Source organism: Hoylesella enoeca JCM 12259 (genome assembly GCF_000613405.1).
Classification (GTDB): Bacteria; Bacteroidota; Bacteroidia; order Bacteroidales; family Bacteroidaceae; genus Prevotella; species Prevotella enoeca.
In genome coordinates this window covers 65,574-84,513 of sequence record NZ_BAIX01000009.1, presented here as the reverse complement: position 1 = coordinate 84,513, position 18,940 = coordinate 65,574, and the positions used below count along the sequence as shown (strand labels likewise).

The following is an 18,940-nucleotide window of genomic DNA, read 5'->3' as shown; positions in this document are numbered from 1 at the left end:
AAATACATAGAGACATTCCCTGTACTATATGCTGTCTTATGTAAATTGTTTCAAAGATCACGTTCTGAAATCGCTAACGGTAACCCGAAAGCGGATGCAAAAGTACACACTTCTAAAATAAACACCAAATGTTTTCATGGAAAATTTCAATAATAAACTATCTTTTTCCTAAATCATTACAAATGAACAGGAAAATAAAGGACTATCACCTTATTATATTATATAGCCTTCCGATTTATCAGAAAACAAAAAAGCGACAAACAGAAAGATTCTATTTGTCGCTCTTATCAGTCGGGATGAGGCGACTCGAACGCCCGACCCCTACGTCCCGAACGTAGTGCGCTACCAACTGCGCTACATCCCGATTTGCGGGTGCAAAGTTAATATTTTTATTTGAAACACAAGCATTTTTAGCTGAAAAGTATATGGGAACTTACGCGAAATTTGTTAAAACAGATAAACGAAAACATACTAATCTGCAACAAATAAGAAGAAAAGAGAGATTATTTGGGGATATTTCCGAAAACGACTATTTTTGCAATCCTAAACCAAATAAGATCAAACAAACGTATGGAAGTACAAGAATTAGAAAGAATGATACGTGAGAAAGAGAGCGTTGTATCGTTGGCGTTCCCTTCACTGATGCGTAAAGTGTATGTGTGGATGAGTTTAGCGCTCGTCATTACAGGTGTTACAGCTTACGGCGTAGCCCATTCGCCAAGTCTGATGATGGCGATTTATTCCAGCAAAGCAATCGTTTGGGGACTCATCATCGCACAATTAGCGTTGGTATTCGGTGTAACGCGGGCTATCGACCGACTCTCTCTGACTTCGGCCACATTGCTCTTTACACTTTATTCGGTGCTCAATGGCGCAATGCTTTCAGCCATTTTCGCTGTCTACTCCACAACAATCATCACCCAAGTGTTCCTCATCACAGCGGGAACTTTCGCTGCTATGGCCGCCGTGGGATACTTCACCAAACGCGATTTGTCATCGATGGGCCGCATCCTATTTATGGCACTCATCGGACTCATCATCGCCACGCTGGTCAATCTGTTCCTGCACAGTTCGGGATTCGACATGATTCTCAGTTACGCTGGTGTAGCAATCTTCATCGGACTCACTGCTTGGGACTCGCAAAAGATCAAACTGATGTTGGCGCAATGCGACAATATAGATGAACAGGCACAGAAAATCGCACTCATGGGAGCACTTTCCCTCTATCTCGATTTCATCAATCTGTTTCTCTATCTGCTGCGAATCTTCGGAAGAGACAGATAACAATAGCATCAGATTTCGTCTTTGTTCCCTCCCGATTTAGGGAGGGAACAATTGTTTAGAGCATCATTTTACTCGCTTGGCAGGTATCAATCCCTCGCTCATGTGGCCATACAAGAAGAAAATACGATTCGCTTCCGAGACTTAAAAACAGGAAATCCAAGACGTCTTGCATCGTATTGATCAAGAATTTATCAGTACAAGACTGTAAGACTTGCTCCTAATCGCAACGACAGTCACATCCCCCTATTTATCAGCACACTGCAACCAGCGATGCAACTAACCATTCGTCACACGCCAACCAACAGTTAGTTGGCGTGCAATGAATCGTTAATTAGCGCGCAAGTAACGGTTAATCGCAACACGACTCTGCACCGTTGGACAAACAACGGAGCATAACACGAAATGCGAATTGCCGTCACGCAACCATCAATGATCAGTCATTCGTGCCAGAAAACGTGCCCGATCTACGATAAACCGAAGGTGAGTTCCCTCACCAATCACTACTGCTCCCTCGCGCGCAACAACAGAAAAATAAAGTTTCCGACCGTCGATCCGCGTCAGCGTAGCCGTGGCTTCCACCTCCGCACCTATCTTCGAGGGTTTCAAATGTGACGATTCGATGTGTCCCCCAACAGTGGTCTCTCCCTCGTCTAACGCACCAGCCACGGCCAGCATAGCTGCATTCTCCATCAAAGCCAGCATCGCCGGCGTAGCCAAAACGGGCATATCGCCTGATCCGAGAGCGATTGCACTGTTGTCATCACACACGGTCAATCGACTGGTGTGCATCAATCCTTCTTGTAACATCATGCAGCAAAGATACGCCTTTCCTATCAATTTATACGAAATTAAGACCACTCTTTACCCATAAATTCATAACTTTGCATTCGAAATCGTATAAAAATACAGAAATGGGAACGAGAAATCGCAGGATAGAAGCATTAAAAACGGCCATTGCTCAACAAGAATTGGGCAGTCAGGAAGAGATATTACAGGCGATTGCCAAGCGAGGATTCGTCGTGACACAAGCCTCGTTGAGTCGCGATTTACGACTGCTGAGAGCTGTCAAAGTGCTCGGCAAAAACGGAAGAAAAGTCTATGAACTTCCCGACGAATCGTCTTACAAACGCGTTTCACAGTCTCGCTCAACATTGGAAATGCCGCTCACGACGGGGTTTGAGTCCATCCACTTCTCCGGCAACATCGCTGTCATCCGCACAAAGCCCGGTTATGCCGCGTCGATTGCTCATCACATCGACAACAGCGGTGTGCCCGAAATCCTCGGAACAATCGCCGGTCACGACACGATTTTCGCCCTGCTCACAGCAGGTACGATGCCCGCAGAAGCATTTAAGGCGCTGACTCAAATCATCCCCGATCTCGAACAACAGTGAGCATCGGCACGCGTGCAACTTTCAAGACATCTTTTTCGTCTAACAAACAACCATTCAAAAAAGCAGAAATCATGGCAAGAGGAAAGACATTGTACCGTTCCAGAAACGGCATTATCGCAGGAGTCTGCGGCGGATTGGCCGACTATTTCGATTTCGATCCCACGCTATTCCGCATCATTTACACCATTCTCACAGTGTGCACAGCGTTCAGCGGCGTGATCATCTATCTGATTTGCTGGTTTATCATGCCCCGAGAAGACTAACGAGGAATCTCTATATGGAAGAATCAATACGACAAATAGGCGAACGCTTAAAGGGTCTTCGCGAGGTCTTTAACATTCCCGCAGAAGAAGTTGCAGAGCTTTGCGACATCTCTTTGGAACATTATTTGAAGATCGAAGCAGGCGAAGCAGACCCCTCTCTCTATCGACTCTCAAAGATAGCCAAGCGTTATGGCATCGGCATTGACGTGCTACTCTTCGGCGAAGAACCGCGAATGAGCACTTATTTCCTTACCCGTCGGCAACAGGGAATGAGTGTAGAGCGCACCAAAGGATACACGTATGAGAGTTTGGCAAGCGGCTTTCGCGGTCGGAAAGTCGATCCGTTTATGGTCACCATAGAGCCTTTGCCGGGCGAAAAGAGGCACAACAAAAACTCACATGCAGGTCAGGAATACGACTATGTGCTTGAAGGCGACTTGGAAATCACCATCGGCGAAAAGGTGATGACGCTCCATCCGGGCGACAGCATTTATTTCGATGCCGGCCACAAACATTGCATGCGCGCACTCGGTAACCACGCAGTGAAATTTCTTTGCGTGGTTATCTAACGAAGGAAAGCATCATGATAGAACGTTTTTTGAAACAAACCCACTTCTCTTCCGTCGAAGATTATCGACAGAATCTGCATTTCATCATCCCTGAAAACTTCAATTTCGCCTACGATGTGATGGATGTATGGGCTGCCGAAAAGCCCAACAAAACGGCGATGATATGGACTAATGACGAGGGACGAGAGATTGTTTTCACTTTTCAAGACTTCAAAACGCTGAGCGATCAGGCTGCAAGCTATTTCCAAACATTAGGTATCGGCCACGGGGATAAAGTGATGCTCATCCTCAAACGCCATTACGAATGGTGGGCTTCGATGCTGGCACTACACAAACTCGGCGCTGTCGCCATTCCCGCTACGCACATGTTGACCACCAACGACATTGTTTATCGCAACAATCGAGCCAGTGTCAAGGCCATCATTTGCGTGGGAGAAGAATATGTTTTGACACAAGTAAGCGAGGCGATGAGTGCCAGTCCCACAGTGAAAACACTCGTTTCGATCGGTCCGGAAGTGCCTCCCGGTTTCCACGATTGGCACAAAGAGATCGACAACGCACCCGCATTTGTCCGTCCAGCACACGTGAATGACAACGATGATATGCTCTTGATGTATTTCACAAGCGGCACAAGCGGCGAGCCGAAGATGGTTGCCCACGATCATTTATATGCGCTCGGGCATATCACCACGGGTGCTTTCTGGCACAATCTGCGTGAAGACAGCATTCATCTCACCGTTGCCGACACGGGTTGGGGTAAAGCAGTGTGGGGCAAACTATATGGACAATGGTTTGCAGGAGCCGTTGTTTTCGTGTTCGATCACGAAAAGTTCACAGCCGACAAACTGTTAAAGCAGATGGAGAAGTATCATATCACCGCTTTCTGTGCACCTCCGACGGTTTATCGTTTTATGATTCGCGAAGACTTTTCAAGATATGATCTCTCTTCGCTTCGCTATTGCTGCACGGCCGGCGAAGCGCTCAACCCCGCCGTTTTCGATAAGTTCAAACGTCTCACAGGCATCTCGTTGATGGAAGGTTTCGGCCAAACCGAAACCACGATGACCCTCGGCACGATGCCATGGGTTGCTCCGAAGCCGGGTTCGATGGGCTTGCCCAATCCGCAATACGACATCGACATCCTGCGTCCCGACGGTTCGTCATGCGAAGACGGAGAGAAAGGCGAGATCGTGATACGCATCGGTGACCGGAAGCCGATCGGTCTTTTCCAAGGCTATTATCGTGATGACGAACTGACAAAACAGGTTTGGCACGATGGTATTTACCACACCGGCGACATGGCTTGGCGCGACCAAGACGGTTATTATTGGTTTGAGGGCCGTATAGACGATGTGATCAAAAGCAGCGGTTACCGTATCGGGCCCTTCGAAGTGGAGTCAGCCCTGATGACACACCCTGCTGTTGTGGAGTGCGCCATTACCGGAGTGCCCGACGAAATACGCGGCATGGTGGTCAAAGCGACTGTGGTGCTCGGTGCGGAATGGAAAAATCGGGCCGGCGACGAACTCATCAAGGAGTTGCAGAACCACGTCAAACACCAGACGGCACCGTATAAATATCCCCGCATCATCGAGTTTGTCGACGAACTTCCGAAGACGATCAGCGGCAAGATTCGCCGTGTGGAGATTCGCGAAAGAGATCACAAGAGATGAGCCGTTGCCGATCACCAATTCTCAACTGGACATGAAAAGGAGTCTGATTAACCGTTAATCGCAATTTTTTGTTCATCCGACCCCTCGGAAAGTGAGAAATCGCAATTTTTTGTTCGTCCGACCCCTCGGAAAGCGAGAAATCGCAATTTTTTGTTCGTCCGACCCCTCGGAAAGTGAGAAATCACAATTTTTTGTTCGTCCGACCCCTCGGAAAGCGAGAAATCGCAATTTTTTGTTCGTCCAAGCGAACAGCAACAAAAAAACGAGGCCGTGACAGCGACCTCGTTGCTTGTTTCACAAGTTCTTTTATTTTAGCACTTTCACCACTTCGGGCATCATCAAATGCAATTCTTTCTCTTCGGCTGCGGTGTAAATATTGTCGTCGATGCAGTAAGGCGCATCGACATAAGTGGCATTCTTTACCATGTCTTTCACATAAGGATGACAGGTTACTTGCTTTCCGGCGGTCACACCAGCCAAATCAAACAACACGCCTGCACCGCAATGACCGATCAATAGTTTGCCGGCGCCGGCAAACTCCTTGATCACTTGGATCAGCATTTGATTGTAAGGCGCGTCTGCATGTTGTGCAAACACCGGCATGGCATCACCGCACGAGAAAACCATCGCATCATAATCGGCGGCATGACCGGCCAAATCTGCGACAAGAGCATCTGCTTTCAGCGCAACACCCGAGTTGGTTTTGATATCCGTCGAATCAGAAACAGCAAACACACGATATGCAATCTTGTTCTCGAAGAAGTTCTCCAAATACGTGAAAAGGCCCAAACCATTTACCGGATTGACAGCCAACACTGCTACTTTCTTACTCATAATCTTTGAATTTTATTGTAATCAAATCGACAACAAAGATAGTTCTTTTTCGCAAACGATGCAAAAATATATCGTCTATGGCTGTTTCCCGATATAAGCCAAGATACCGCCGTCGACGTAAAGAATGTGTCCGTTGACAAAGTCTGAGGCTTCGCTGGCCAGGAATACGGCAGGTCCCATCAGGTCTTCGGGCGTTCCCCAGCGCCCGGCAGGCGTTTTCGAGAGGATGAAACGATCAAAAGGATGCCGGCTTCCATCAGCTTGCAACTCACGCAACGGGGCTGTTTGCGGCGTGGCAATATAGCCAGGGCCGATTCCGTTGCACTGAATGTTGCAGCCGCCAAACTCGGAACAGATGTTGCGCGTGAGCATTTTGAGTCCTCCTTTGGCCGCAGCATAAGCCGAAACAGTCTCACGGCCCAGCTCACTCATCATCGAACAGATGTTGATAATCTTCCCGCGACCTTTCTTTTTCATGCCCGGGATGACGGCTTTAGACACAATAAACGGTGCATTTAAGTCTACATCCACGACTTTGCGGAAGTCTTCCACACTCATTTCTTCCATCGGGATGCGTTTGATTATACCCGCATTATTGACAAGAATGTCGATGGTGCCAAGCTCACGAGTGATTTGATCCACCAGATTTTTTACTTGCTCTTCGTCCGTAACATCTGCGATATAACCCTTAACGGCAATACCTTTGGCTGCATAATCGGCCAAAGCCTGATCCAAATGTTTCTGATCACGACAGTTGAAAGCAATTTTTGCTCCTGCCAAAGCAAAAGATTCTGCTATGGCGAAACCGATTCCGTAAGCCGCACCTGTGACTAATGCGACTTTACCTTCTAATGAAAAGTTTTTTGAAAAAATATCCATTGTTATTTATTTTATAGTTGTCGAATTGACGAGTAGACTTCATTTATCTCAGATCCGTTATCTTGACGACTTGCATATCACCATAATCCAGATTCTCACCGGCCATTCCCCAAATAAAGGTATAGTTGCTCGTGCCGGCTGCACAGTGGACAGACCATTGAGGAGCAATAACGGCTTGCTCGTTCTTCATCCAAATATGACGGGTCTCTTGGGGTTCTCCCATCAAATGACAGACCATCTGATCGCCGGGAACATTAAAGTAAAGGTAAGTCTCCATACGGCGAAGGTGCGTATGAGCAGGCATCGTATTCCAAACGGAACCTGTCTTGAGCTCTGTTATTCCCATCTGTAACTGACAGGTTTGAACGCCTGCAACGCCGTTGATAATCAATTGATGAATGACACGGTCATTACTTCCGGCAAGACTTCCAGCCTTGATATTCTTGGCATCTTTCAGTGTTACAAGTTTCGTCGGATAGCTTTTGTGGGCAACGGCACTATTCATATAGAATTTAGCCGGCCGCGAACTGTCTTTGCTCGAAAGTACAATGCGATTGGGATGTTCCGCTGTGGAGCGACCGATATAGATTCCTTCTTGGAATCCGAGGTTATAAACCTTTCCGTCTATTGTAACCGTTCCCTCGCCGCCGACATTGATAATGCCAAGCTCTCGGTTCTCTAATAGCGTCTTAGCTTTCAATGGTTCGATGGGATTCAGTTCTAACGGCATCCCAACAGGCTCTGCACCACCAATCAAGAAGCGGTCATACATCGTGTAAGTCCAATTGATTTCGTTAGGCGCAAACACCTTATCAATGAGAAACTCTTTGCGAAGGCGTTGCGTATCATAGTTTTTTACATCTGCGGGATGGTTCGCCCAACGGACATTATAATTTGTTGTCTGAGCAATGCTGCTTAAAACGAAAAGCAGGAGAGCAATAGAAGTCGTCAGTTTTTTCATTATCGTTTCTTGATTTATTAATTAAATGGATTTAAAGAGATTGACTTTCGTCTGCAATAATCTGTCTGCGATTATAAAGCATCATACCAAGTGTAAGAACCACAAGCACTGTCGGACCGACGTATTTCACGTAACATGTGAGTTTATATATCGTCCATCCGAAAAGCGAAGAGGCAAAATCCAGCGCTCCACCATCAAACCCTTCGGGTATTTTAGCCGCTGAATCGCCCGTAGCTTTATATACTTCATTGGCCGCCATTGTGAAATCGGGTGCCATATCCGTAACGAAATATAAGCCGATGACAATTGCAACAAGTCCTATCAGGTAGGTCTTGACAACATTTCCATTAGTAATCGGAAGCACCAAAGGGAAAAGATAGAACATTCCTGCCAATGAAGCCAAAGGCAAGAACTGGTTTCCGGGCAGGATAACAGCCACGACAAGAGCAGTCGGAATAAGTAAAAGAGACACTACCAACGTTGTAGGATGACCAATAACAAGGGCCGGACTCATTCCAATAAATATCTTACGTCCGTGAAAACGTTTGTCAATCAACTCCTTGGTTTTCTCTGAAATAGGCATCAATCCATCTATAAAGAGTTTCGTTATGCGCGGGATCAATTCCATTACAGCCCCCATCGTGATTCCCAAAAAGAGTATTCCTTTCAGATTTTGATGTGCAAAGACACCGATGAGAAGCCCCACTATAACGCCCAATACAAGTGGTTCGCCAAGCACTCCGAACTTTTTCTTTAAGCCTTCGGCATCTATATCCAACTTGTTGAAACCCGGAATAAGATTCAATACCTTGTCGATGACAATGGCAAAAGGAACAAAACTCAGACAGAAAGGTTGCGGAATAGAGATGGTATCTAAATTCTCATAATAGCGATGAAACTTTCCTGCAATCAGATCTGCACTGACTAACGTTATAATATAGCAGATGATGGCTGCAAAATATCCCCAAAAGAGACTTTCTCCCATCACAAAATAAGCTACAGCACCAATAAAAGCAAAGTGCCAGTAATTCCAAAGGTCAATGTTAACAGTGCGTGTTGTCTTGGTGAGTAACATCAAGAGATTGACACCTAAGCACACAGGAATGACAAGAGCACCGACAGCAGTGTTGTAAGCAACGGCTGCCGCAGCCGGCCATCCCATATCAAAGATATTGAGTTGCAGCTGATAAAGCTCGGAGATATTACTTAAAGGAGCATTAAAATTAGTCGTCAGCAAAGACGTCACGATGCCTAATCCAACGAAACCGACACCGACATACAGACCGGATTTTAGTGATTTACCGAACTTCATACCGATAATGAGACCGATTAAAGTAAAGAGAATCGGCATCATTACACTCGCTCCTAACTGAATTATATAACTGAATACATTCATAAAACTTACTTATCTTATGATTTCAAGCTACTAATAATGGTAAGACACGCCCTGCACAGTTCCGTGATATACGCCCAATCACCAGCAGCAATCCGCTCTTTGGGAAACAACTTAGACCCCATTCCCACACAAAAAACACCTGCCTTAAACCATTCTGCCAAGTTTTCGCGCGAAGGTTCGACGCCTCCCGTCGCCATAATCTTTGTCCACGGACACGGAGCCATAATATTTTTCACCATCTTCGGCGTCAAAACGTCACCGGGAAAGAGTTTCGTCAAGTCGGAACCCAACTCTTGTGCCTTACCAATCTCACTGACACTGCCGCATCCCGGACAATAAGGTATCAAACGTCTATTACAAATCGGGGCAATATCCGGATTAAAGAGCGGCCCCACAATGAAGTTGGCACCGAGCTGAATATATAATGCCGCCGTTGCAGGATCAACGATAGAGCCTACTCCAAGAGCCAATTCAGGACACTCATTATCAGCCCATTTCACCAAATTTCCAAATACTTCGTGGGCGAAATCGCCTCGATTCGTAAACTCAAAAGCACGTACGCCGCCGTCATAGCAAGCTTTCACCACCTGCTTTGCCAATTCAACGTCTTTGTGATAGAAGACAGGCACCATACCAGTTGCACCTATCTTCTGCAAGACTTCTATCTTATCAAACTTTGCCATTATATTTCCTATATTTCTCTTTATCGTTGTACTCGACCGTTTGCATTCCCTTTAACAAGCGACTCTACTTCATCTTCACTAACAAGATTAAAGTCTCCGCCGATCGTATGTTTCAAAGCTGAAGCCGCAACGGCAAACTCCAACGCCTCGCCTTGAGTCTTCTTAGTCAGCAAACCGTGAATAAGTCCGGCGGAAAAAGCGTCTCCTCCCCCTACTCTATCAATGATCGGATTAATCTCATAACGCTTACTCTCATAAAATTCTTTACCATTAAAGATAAGCGCTTTCCATCCATTACAGGTCGCAGAATAAGATTCGCGAAGCGTTGAAACAACATATTGAAACCCGAATTGCCGTATCATCTGTTCAAAAATACGATGATATCCATCGGCATCTGTCTTTCCTCCTTCTACATCGGCATCAGGACGGAATCCCAAACAGAGCTGAGCATCCTCTTCATTACCGATACATACATCCACGTATTGCATTAAAGGAGACATCACAGAGATTGCTTTCTCAGAAGTCCAAAGTTTTTTACGATAGTTCAAGTCACAACTTACAGTTACGTGATGATGATGGGCAGCCTCGCAAGCAAGCTTTGTCAACAGTGCAGCTTGATTGCTCAGTGCAGGCGTTATGCCACTCCAATGAAACCACTGAGTTCCATCCATTATTTCATCAAAGTCGAATTCCTGCGGATCACACTCTGCAATGGCCGCGTGAGCACGGTCATAAATCACCTTACTCGGCCGCATCGACGCGCCAGTCTCTGCATAATAAAGCCCGACACGTGCCCCGCCACGGACAATGTACTGTGTATCTACACCGTAACGACGCAGTGCATTCACGGCAATTTGCCCGATTTCGTGCTCGGGTAACTTGCTGACAAAACAACTCTGATGCCCATAATTGGCCAGACTGACAGCCACATTGGCTTCACCTCCTCCCGGAATGATACGAAAACAATCGGCTTGAACGAAGCGACCGTTACCTTCCGGAGAAAGCCGAAGCATAATTTCTCCTAATGTTACGATTTTCATTTATATGAGTTTATATTTTAAACAATGATCAACGAGCTGACAAACAAACAAGTTAATGTATTGATCAGGCTCCCTTTACAGCTATCGACACTTTCAGTGGAGCGACTAAATTCTGTCTGAACAGGTCGATTTTCTGTTGCCAAACATCTTGATTCTCGACACCACGACCCGTCCATCCTGCACCGAAATAATAAACGAAACGTTCATTCTCTCGCAAAATCTTCTCTCCGATAGCGTGCCCTGCGATATCGCCTTGCAATCGGGAGCACGGTACGAAACGCGTTTTCTCTATCCCATATGGGAAAACTGCCGCCACGTAAATCTGAAAACTATGCCGTTCAGGACTGTCCGTGGGATCCGCATATTGCACAAAATCCTTGCCCAAACGTATGCTTTTCGTATCGGCAGAATGAATGACGACACCTGCACACACCCTTATCGGACGGCGTAAATACTCGTACCAAACAGTAGTACGATTAAAATAGCTGCCCTTGTCAAGGCTGATGCGCCTGTGTTCTACAACATCTTTCTGCCCGTCGATTGTCGTTTTACCGTAGACAAACTCCACGGTGAAACGCAACGGACCGTTTTCCAACACCTTATAGCGCTGAAAACAATAGGGCATCACGATGCTATCGCCGATCAATACGCCAGGAGCACCACACCCCAAAGACGGACCCACGTTATAACAATCCAATCCATTGCCGTGATCCAAGTGCAATGAGTTTTCCCGTTTCACACTGTCGGCCTCCTCATTTCGCCCTTGTTTACGCCATTCTGCCCCTTGTCGGTTAGCAACGAACACGTTATGATAACGCTCTACCACCACCAAACGAGGTACCGATTTCAACCAAACATCTATGCCAAAAGCCTTTTCGCCCGTGCGTTGCAGTGCCGGACCATAAGCACGATACGCTCCCAGGTCGTTCTCCCACGTAAAATCGTCTACACGCCAAGCGTAAAGTCGCCCGTCAACAGCACTTTTCATCGGCATTGCTTGCCCCGGAACAACCGTGTAAGTCACTGTTCCCATCGGTCGCACCTTACTGTCGACAAGCAACAGACTGTCATGCGACAGTTGATAAGTCACTTGCTGCCGATACGCATTCCGCACAATGAGCGATGAGCCATAGCTAACTCTAAGCTGAGCATACACTTCTCGGGCATCGATTTGCACCACTTCGTGTCGTTGCCGAGCCGTTGGATTAATGATTTTCACGCTGACTTCCTGGGCATAAGATGCCGACGACAGCAACAAAGCGCATAACAAGTGTTGTATTTTCATTCTCATCAGAAATTTGATCAACCGCATGTTCAGTCGGTCGAAACATGTTACAAATGTAGCCATAAATGCAGAAAGCCATGTGTGCAAGACATACAAAAAAAGTTCACATATCGTACAAAATACCTCGTCAGACTCTCAATCTCCTAACTTCGAGGGCTAAAAGAATTCTCAATTTGGAATGAGCTATGAACTATCGAATCCGGAGAGGGATTTTCATGAACCGTTAGTTACATGACAACTAACGGTTCATCGCCGTGCAACTAATGGTTAGTTGCACGGCGATGAACCGTTAACTGAAAGCGGCCTGAGGTGTGGTCACATTTCTAAATACTTCTATAAAGTTCCAGATATTGCGCTGTGTAATTGGCGTAATTGAAACGTTGGGAGTAGCGATACATCTCTTCGTGACGACGTTGAAGCGTTTCTTGTGGAATGTCCAATGCTTTTTGCAGTACCGAAATCATATGTTCCGGCGTGAAATCAGCCAATAAGAGATGTAGTCTTGGGCTATTTCAGGAATGCTGGTGAGCTGACTGGCAACGATGTTACAACGAAAGCGCATTGCCTCTACGATGGGAAGACCGAACCCCTCGAGCTTGCTGGGAAAAAGAAAAGCGGCACAATGGCATAGAGCCAGTATTTTTCCGAGTGTTCGATTTGGCCTGTCAGAAACACTCTGTCAGCATATCGCGTCGCAATTTGCTCGCGAATATCGTCAGCATAAGGGCCTGGAGTTTCGCCGCAGATGTAGAGATGATGGTCGGGAAAAGCATCCATCAAAGGCAAAAGTGTCTTGAAATTTTTCTTGGGAATAACTTGTCCGATGGTGAAAAAGAACTTTGCAGATGGATCTTTGACAAAAGCGGGCTGTTCGCGGGGGGCTGATTCGATGTCGGGAACACCGTTGTAAACAATGGAAACGCCTTTATTCCCGAAGCCGATATGGGTAGAAATATCGTCTTTTACATATTGAGAAATAACCGAAATATAATCGCTTCGCATGATTTTTAGCTTCATTTTCAATATACGTTTCAACCGATGGATTCCCGTTTTCTCACCGATGAAGTTAATGTCGTGGATAGTCAGCAGTCGTTTTGCACCCGATTTGCGGGGCGAAAGATGCTGACGCTGATCGGTAGTATGCCACAAATCAGCGCTGAGACCGAGTCTTTGGAGGTCTTGCAGTTCGTTTCCGGTTGTGAGATAATCGATATTCTCACTTCTGACTCCCGTATAATCAGGCGGTACGATGGCGATGAAATGCAGGTCGGGAGCATCTACACAGCAGAGTTCGGCATAATATCTGCGGGCTACTTCACCGAATCCGGTATAGTCGTTGATACGTGAAAAGTCGATGACAACATTCTTTTTCATAACTCGATGGATTTGATTTGGAGAATGGAAAGATAATAATCGATGAACGCCCGGGCCGTTTTGTCCCAATTGAATCGGCCTGCATTGGCTCGGATTGCAGCCTCGCGGTCGGAGCGCTGACGGTCGAAATCGGCCAGGCCTGCCCTTACTGTTTGGGCCATTTGCGCCGGATGCAGTTCGTCGAAATAATAAGCGGCATCGCCACCAACTTCGGGCAGCGAGGTAAGTCGTGACAGAAAGGTGGGCTTTCCGAAGCACATCGCCTCGACAACAGGCAGCCCGAAGCCTTCGCTGAGCGATGGGAAGAGAAATGCTCGACAGTCTCTGAACAGTCGTGCTTTATCTTCTGTCGATACCGGACCAAGCATCGTGACGTTGCTCAGGCGGTGGCGCGCGATGAGATTGCGTAGCAGTTGGCCATAGTTTCCCTGTTCTTTGCCTGCTAAAAAGAGGTGATATTCGGGCAGTTGAGCCATCATTTCGACTAAAAGATGCACGTTTTTCTTGTCTTGTAGATGCGAGATGTGGAGCAGACTGTTAGCCGGAATGCTGATGGTTCCGCGTTCGGCGAGAGGCGAAAGATTGGTTACGCCGTTATGAATGACGCGAAACGGCACGTCGACAGCGAAATGTGAGCGCACATCTTGGCTTGTAAACTGCGAGATAAACGATAAATGGGTGGCTCGTTGCAGACTTTTCGCAATGCGTTTAGCTTTCTTTTGCTCGACCGAAGCCGGTAAATGATTATGAAAGAAATTGATATCGTGCACGGTGATGAGCGTCTGCGGTGAGAAAGTATGGTGCAGTTTGGGTAGCTGTTGGGTAAAATGTACGAGGTCGACACGAGGAAACAGCCATCGACGTAGGGCTTTCGCGGGTGCCCAATTGAGGAAAAACAGCCGCCAACGGTTCATTTTGATATACCGAACCGATGGTCCGTAATGGCCTGTCAAACGACTGGGCACAATAAAATAAAATACTACGTCACGCTCAGCCAGCAGCCTTTCAGCCACCGCCGCGATACGTTTGGCGAGGTTGTCTTCAAACTCTCCCAAGCCCACGAACATATTTCGCGTGTCGTATAAATAAACGGCTATGCGTTGGGTCATCGTCAGTGGCTTATGAATTTGAATATTCCCGATAAGGCGAATGCAGATCGAGGTAATGGAATCGATGCTGTCTGCGCTGCGCTTCGGGGGGTATTTGCATATAGTTTCCGTATTTCTGAGCCAAGTAACGATCAGCTTTGGCCACGCCGAATATCGTTTCTCCCTCAAAGGAATAGGGTAGAGGAGTACCTAAAACGTGTTTGGTCATTGCGCCGCGGGAACCGTCGTCGTAGTCGGCTACAAGTCGGCTGCGGTCGAAACTGTATGCCGTGAGCAGACGTCGAATTTTGCGTTGTACCTCGCCTAACGTGTAAATGCGGCGGCAAAGACGTGGAATCCAACTCGAAGCACCCGTTCCGCGCTTGTAAGGATCGCGCCAAAGCAGATATAAAACGCGCTTATAATACTCGTAAGCCGCGAAATGTAGGCGTCTGATCGGGGCCAAACGGGGAGTCCCGTCGATAGGAAACACGTCGATATAGATGCCTCCTAAGTAGGGTAGATGGCGTCGCTCGATGAGTGTTGTGGTGCTGTCTTGAATCTTGGCAAAGGGCAATGGATAAGCCGGATCATTCTCAGCACACACCATTTCGTATGGACTCGGGAGCCACTCACAGCAGTTGGCGATGAGTTTCTCGTAATCCGGCCGCGGCATTGCTATGTCTACGTCGTCGTCCCAGGGGATAAATCCGTGGTGGCGAACGGCTCCGAGCATCGTGCCGGCCCATATATAATAGGTCAACTGATGCTCGCGGCACGTGGCGTCGACGGCTCGCAGAATGGCAAGCGTGCGCCGGTGAAGTTCGGTTATATCATAGTTGGCCATCGTGTTGCGGGTTATTGGTCGGCCGTCAAACGGCCGGCGAGTTCGAAATCGGCTACGGTGTCCAACTCCATTGAGAAGTAATCGGTGGTATCAATGATATTGAATGTGTGTCCTTGGGCGATGAGTCGCTGGAAAGCTTGTTCGTAAAAGACGCCCGAAAGACCTTCGACGACGATCATTTTAGCTAATTCGCGGAAGAGCGCCGAGGTGTAATCGGCCGTCATTTTTTCTACACCCACTGACTCGCCAACCGCCTTTTGCGGGTCGCAAGTCTTGCTGATTTCGACCATCCGACCATCGGGAGCAGTCACGATTTTCATTTCTTCTTCACCCAATGTGTGCCGATTGAGGGCCAAAGCAGAGCCTTCGGCATTAAGAATGGCACGAATCAGCGAGGCGTCTAACAAGATATCGCTGTCTAAAAGCAATGTTTCGCGCCCGTCGATGAAAGGTTTTGCCAACCAAAGCGAATAGATATTGTTAGTGGTTCGATAGTCGGCGTTGTCTATATAGTGCACATTCAGCGCGGGATAAGCAGCCTCGACGGCCTGGCGAATCATCTCACCGCGATAGCCGGTAACGATGACTAACTCGCTGATAGCATTCTCCACGAGGGCGTCGATAGTACGGGCGAGTAAGGTCTTTGTGCCCACTTGCAGCAGGCATTTAGGCCGGTCGTCGGTCAAGGGGCGCAGACGCGTGGCCATTCCAGCGGCTAAAATCACGGCGATCATTGTGCGGCAATCCTCTTAATGGTGTCGCATACGATGCGGTTTTGCTCCCGGCGGCCGATCGTTATGCGCATATGTGTGTTGATATCAGGCTCGTTCATAAACTTCACTTTATAGTTTTGGTCGGCGAAAGCGGCCTGAAGCACTTCCTTCAAAGCCGTGGGATACTTAATGAGAATGAAGTTGGCAATAGAGCGATAGACTTTAAATCCGGACAGACTGCCGATTTCCGAGACGTACATTTGTCGTGCTTCGTCCATTACCCGAGCTATTTCGCGGTAGTGAACATCCGATTTCAGCGCAGCGATACCTATTTCTTCCGACAGTCGGTCGTAGCCTAAATACATATTGGCATACCTTAAAAAGCGGTCCATCTCATCGCCTTTGCCTACGAATCCATAGCCCAATCTAAGTCCGGGAAGCCCATAAAACTTAGACATTGTGCGACAAACGATGATGTTGTCGTGGTTTTCGATGAGTCCCTTGATATAATCTGCGCGGTTGGAAACAAACGAAGCGTAGGCCTCATCGACAACAACGATGGTCTCGCGAGGTACCATTTCCACTACACGTCGCAGCTCGTCGCCCGTCAGTCCGTTGCCCGTTGGATTATTGGGCGATGCTAACAACAGAATCTTCGGTTTCACTTCGGACACCATTTGTTGTAATCCATCGAGGTCATAGCGGAAAGTGTCGCCGTCTTCCACCATCGGATACTGGCGGGTTACACCTTCTACCTCGTCGGCTATCGACTGGTAATACCACCACGAGAACTTAGGAATAAGCAATGTCTTGTTTTCTCCGCGTGTGAGAAAATAATGAACGGTCTTTTTCAGCAGGTCTTCTGCACCGTAACCGATGATGATTTGGTGCTCGTCAATGTCATAAAGCTCAGAGAGAGACACCGAGAAGATGCTCTTTTTGCCCTGATCGTAGATGCGTGTATAGAAAGCCAGCTTCTTAATATCAAACTTTCGGATGGCTTCTTCGACCTCGGCCGAGGGCTCAAAGTTGAACTCATTGCGATCGAGATAATTTAAATCCTGCTCCATTGTGTCATTATTTGCTTGCAAAGTTAGTACAAGTTGCAGACATAGCCAAGGAAAACCGATTCTTATTTTAGTGAGCAAGTGCTGTTGATTTTGCTCTCGTCTCAATCCTATTTGTATTTCGTTGAGAATAAATTGAATACGTCACATCTTCCAACTAACCGTTAATCGGCGCTTGATCAACGCTTCATTGAGCGACAATCAACCGTTAATTGGCATGCGACTAACGGTCAATGAGAATGCGGGTGAATAATTTTGTCACTATCAAAGACAAAAACTTTGTCGAGTGCGAGAAATCATTTACTTTTGCAACAGAATGGTTTTGAATTATATTTGGATTGCTTTCTTCGTCATTGCCTTTGTTATCGGGCTGGCGAAACTCATCTTCGAAGGCGATGTGTCGGTATTTCCGGCGATGATGAACGCCACATTCGACATGTCGAAAACGGCTTTCGAGATCAGTCTCGGACTGACAGGCGTGCTCTCATTGTGGCTCGGCGTAATGAAGATTGGCGAACGTGGCGGACTCATCAACGCATTGGCGCGGGTGCTTTCGCCCGTTTTCAGCAAGTTGTTTCCCGACATTCCGAAAGGCGATCCGGCCACAGGCGCGATCTTTATGAATGTGGCTGCCAATATGTTGGGGCTCGACAACGCCGCGACTCCATTGGGATTGAAAGCGATGGAACAGTTGCAGGCATTGAATCCGAGAAAAGATACGGCCTCGAATCCGATGATTATGTTCCTCGTTTTGAACACATCGGGGCTGACATTGATACCTGTGAGCATTCTCGTCTATCGTTCACAGCTGGGCGCACAACAGCCCACAGATGTGTTTATACCCATTCTTCTGGCCACGTTTTTCTCCACTTTGGCCGGCATCATCATCACTTCCATTTACCAACACATCAACTTATTCAACCGCACAATGCTGCTCACACTCGGCGGAATGCTTGCCATCGTAGGCGGAATCATTTGGGGTTTCGGGCAGCTTGACAAAGAACAGATGAGCATTGTGAGTACGAGCGTAGCCAATATTGTGCTGATGACGATTATCGTTGCATTCATTTTGGCGGGCGTACGCAAGCGAATCAATGTGTATGATGCCTTTATCGAGGGTGCAAAAGAAGGTTTTCAGACAGCCGTTCGTATCATTCCTTACTTGGTGGCGATACTCGTTGCCATCGGTGTTTTCCGCGCTTCGGGTGCAATGGATATGTTGGTGGGCGGGATTAAAGGGTTAGTCGCAGCGTGTGGAGGCAATACAGGCTTTGTGGAAGCACTCCCCACAGCGCTGATGAAGCCCCTTTCAGGCAGCGGAGCACGCGGAATGATGGTCGATACGATGACCACTTACGGGGCCGATTCATTCGTTGGGCGATTGAGTTGCTTGTTTCAAGCTCGACAGATACCACGTTTTATATTCTCGCCGTTTATTTCGGGAGCATCAATATCAAGTATACCCGCCACGCAGTAACCTGCGGTTTGCTCGCCGATTTGTGTGGAGTAATAGCCGCAATAGCACTGGCGTATATGTTCTTTGGTTAAAGGCGAATCTATGGATGAATCTCAAAAGAAGATCGACAGCTG

19 protein-coding genes, 1 tRNA gene and 1 pseudogene are annotated in these 18,940 nt (G+C 47.3%); 6 read left to right on the top strand and 15 right to left on the bottom strand.

What is annotated here, in order from left to right; all coding sequences use genetic code 11:
- Positions 1-291: 291 nt before the first annotated feature.
- Positions 292-364, bottom strand: a tRNA-Pro gene (locus JCM12259_RS04810).
- Between the two features lie 206 nt (positions 365-570).
- Here JCM12259_RS04810 and JCM12259_RS04805 point away from each other — a divergent pair.
- A complete protein-coding gene (locus tag JCM12259_RS04805; RefSeq protein ID WP_025065615.1) occupies positions 571-1,284 on the top strand; it encodes a Bax inhibitor-1/YccA family protein in 714 nt (237 codons plus the stop codon).
- 426 nt (positions 1,285-1,710) lie between these two features.
- On the opposite strand, the gene JCM12259_RS04800 is transcribed toward JCM12259_RS04805, so the two are convergent.
- Positions 1,711-2,091, bottom strand: coding sequence for a thioesterase family protein (locus tag JCM12259_RS04800; RefSeq protein WP_025065614.1), 381 nt, complete (start codon positions 2,089-2,091; stop codon positions 1,711-1,713).
- A gap of 104 nt (positions 2,092-2,195) precedes the next feature.
- On the opposite strand from JCM12259_RS04800, the gene JCM12259_RS04795 reads away from it, so the two are divergent.
- The 4 genes from JCM12259_RS04795 (at position 2,196) to JCM12259_RS04780 (ending at position 5,183) form a co-directional block, all read left to right on the top strand.
- Positions 2,196-2,678 carry an arginine repressor gene (locus JCM12259_RS04795; RefSeq protein ID WP_025065613.1) on the top strand — a complete coding sequence of 161 codons (483 nt, stop codon included), beginning with the start codon at positions 2,196-2,198 and terminating at the stop codon, positions 2,676-2,678.
- 71 nt (positions 2,679-2,749) lie between these two features.
- Positions 2,750-2,941: a PspC domain-containing protein gene (locus JCM12259_RS04790; protein ID WP_025065612.1), complete on the top strand. Its 192-nt coding sequence runs from the start codon at positions 2,750-2,752 to the stop codon at positions 2,939-2,941.
- Between the two features lie 14 nt (positions 2,942-2,955).
- A complete protein-coding gene (locus JCM12259_RS04785; RefSeq protein WP_025065611.1) occupies positions 2,956-3,510 on the top strand; it encodes a helix-turn-helix domain-containing protein in 555 nt (184 codons plus the stop codon).
- Positions 3,511-3,524: 14 nt separating this feature from the next.
- Entirely contained in the window at positions 3,525-5,183 is a 1,659-nt protein-coding gene (locus JCM12259_RS04780) for an AMP-binding protein (protein WP_025065610.1), read from the top strand.
- A 306-nt stretch (positions 5,184-5,489) separates the two neighbouring features.
- Here JCM12259_RS04780 and JCM12259_RS04775 read toward each other — a convergent pair whose 3' ends face one another.
- The 13 genes from JCM12259_RS04775 to JCM12259_RS04715 form a co-directional block, all read right to left on the bottom strand.
- Complete coding sequence (locus JCM12259_RS04775; protein WP_025065609.1) at positions 5,490-6,017, bottom strand: DJ-1/PfpI family protein; 528 nt, start codon at positions 6,015-6,017, stop codon at positions 5,490-5,492.
- 75 nt (positions 6,018-6,092) lie between these two features.
- The gene (locus tag JCM12259_RS04770) at positions 6,093-6,896 is read right to left on the bottom strand and encodes a gluconate 5-dehydrogenase (RefSeq protein WP_025065608.1); all 804 of its coding nucleotides are present in this window, start codon (positions 6,894-6,896) and stop codon (positions 6,093-6,095) included.
- Between the two features lie 43 nt (positions 6,897-6,939).
- Positions 6,940-7,857 carry a 5-dehydro-4-deoxy-D-glucuronate isomerase gene (gene kduI / locus JCM12259_RS04765; protein WP_021584101.1) on the bottom strand — a complete coding sequence of 306 codons (918 nt, stop codon included), beginning with the start codon at positions 7,855-7,857 and terminating at the stop codon, positions 6,940-6,942.
- A 31-nt stretch (positions 7,858-7,888) separates the two neighbouring features.
- Positions 7,889-9,253: a PTS galactitol transporter subunit IIC gene (locus JCM12259_RS04760; RefSeq protein ID WP_021584213.1), complete on the bottom strand. Its 1,365-nt coding sequence runs from the start codon at positions 9,251-9,253 to the stop codon at positions 7,889-7,891.
- A gap of 14 nt (positions 9,254-9,267) precedes the next feature.
- On the bottom strand, positions 9,268-9,936 hold the full coding sequence (locus JCM12259_RS04755) for a bifunctional 4-hydroxy-2-oxoglutarate aldolase/2-dehydro-3-deoxy-phosphogluconate aldolase (RefSeq protein ID WP_025065607.1): 669 nt from the start codon (positions 9,934-9,936) through the stop codon (positions 9,268-9,270).
- 20 nt (positions 9,937-9,956) lie between these two features.
- Positions 9,957-10,976, bottom strand: coding sequence for a sugar kinase (locus tag JCM12259_RS04750; protein WP_025065606.1), 1,020 nt, complete (start codon positions 10,974-10,976; stop codon positions 9,957-9,959).
- Positions 10,977-11,040: 64 nt separating this feature from the next.
- Positions 11,041-12,261 carry a BT3233 family polysaccharide utilization protein gene (locus JCM12259_RS04745; RefSeq protein ID WP_025065605.1) on the bottom strand — a complete coding sequence of 407 codons (1,221 nt, stop codon included), beginning with the start codon at positions 12,259-12,261 and terminating at the stop codon, positions 11,041-11,043.
- A 460-nt stretch (positions 12,262-12,721) separates the two neighbouring features.
- Entirely contained in the window at positions 12,722-12,835 is a 114-nt protein-coding gene (locus tag JCM12259_RS17745) for a hypothetical protein (RefSeq protein WP_374188306.1), read from the bottom strand.
- Complete coding sequence (locus tag JCM12259_RS04735) at positions 12,829-13,635, bottom strand: glycosyltransferase (protein ID WP_025065604.1); 807 nt, start codon at positions 13,633-13,635, stop codon at positions 12,829-12,831. Before JCM12259_RS04735 ends, JCM12259_RS17745 begins: the two co-directional genes overlap by 7 nt.
- Positions 13,632-14,744: a glycosyltransferase family 4 protein gene (locus JCM12259_RS04730; protein ID WP_051559160.1), complete on the bottom strand. Its 1,113-nt coding sequence runs from the start codon at positions 14,742-14,744 to the stop codon at positions 13,632-13,634. The genes JCM12259_RS04735 and JCM12259_RS04730 overlap by 4 nt, the downstream gene beginning before the upstream one ends.
- Before the next feature lie 10 nt (positions 14,745-14,754).
- Positions 14,755-15,570 carry a LicD family protein gene (locus tag JCM12259_RS04725; protein ID WP_025065602.1) on the bottom strand — a complete coding sequence of 272 codons (816 nt, stop codon included), beginning with the start codon at positions 15,568-15,570 and terminating at the stop codon, positions 14,755-14,757.
- 11 nt (positions 15,571-15,581) lie between these two features.
- Positions 15,582-16,304 (bottom strand): phosphocholine cytidylyltransferase family protein, encoded by a 723-nt coding sequence (locus JCM12259_RS04720; protein ID WP_025065601.1) that lies wholly within the window; start codon positions 16,302-16,304, stop codon positions 15,582-15,584.
- Entirely contained in the window at positions 16,301-17,353 is a 1,053-nt protein-coding gene (locus tag JCM12259_RS04715; protein ID WP_025065600.1) for a pyridoxal phosphate-dependent aminotransferase, read from the bottom strand. Before JCM12259_RS04715 ends, JCM12259_RS04720 begins: the two co-directional genes overlap by 4 nt.
- A gap of 313 nt (positions 17,354-17,666) precedes the next feature.
- On the opposite strand from JCM12259_RS04715, the pseudogene JCM12259_RS13875 reads away from it, so the two are divergent.
- A pseudogene (locus tag JCM12259_RS13875) lies at positions 17,667-18,898 on the top strand (spore maturation protein).
- Positions 18,899-18,940: the final 42 nt, after the last annotated feature.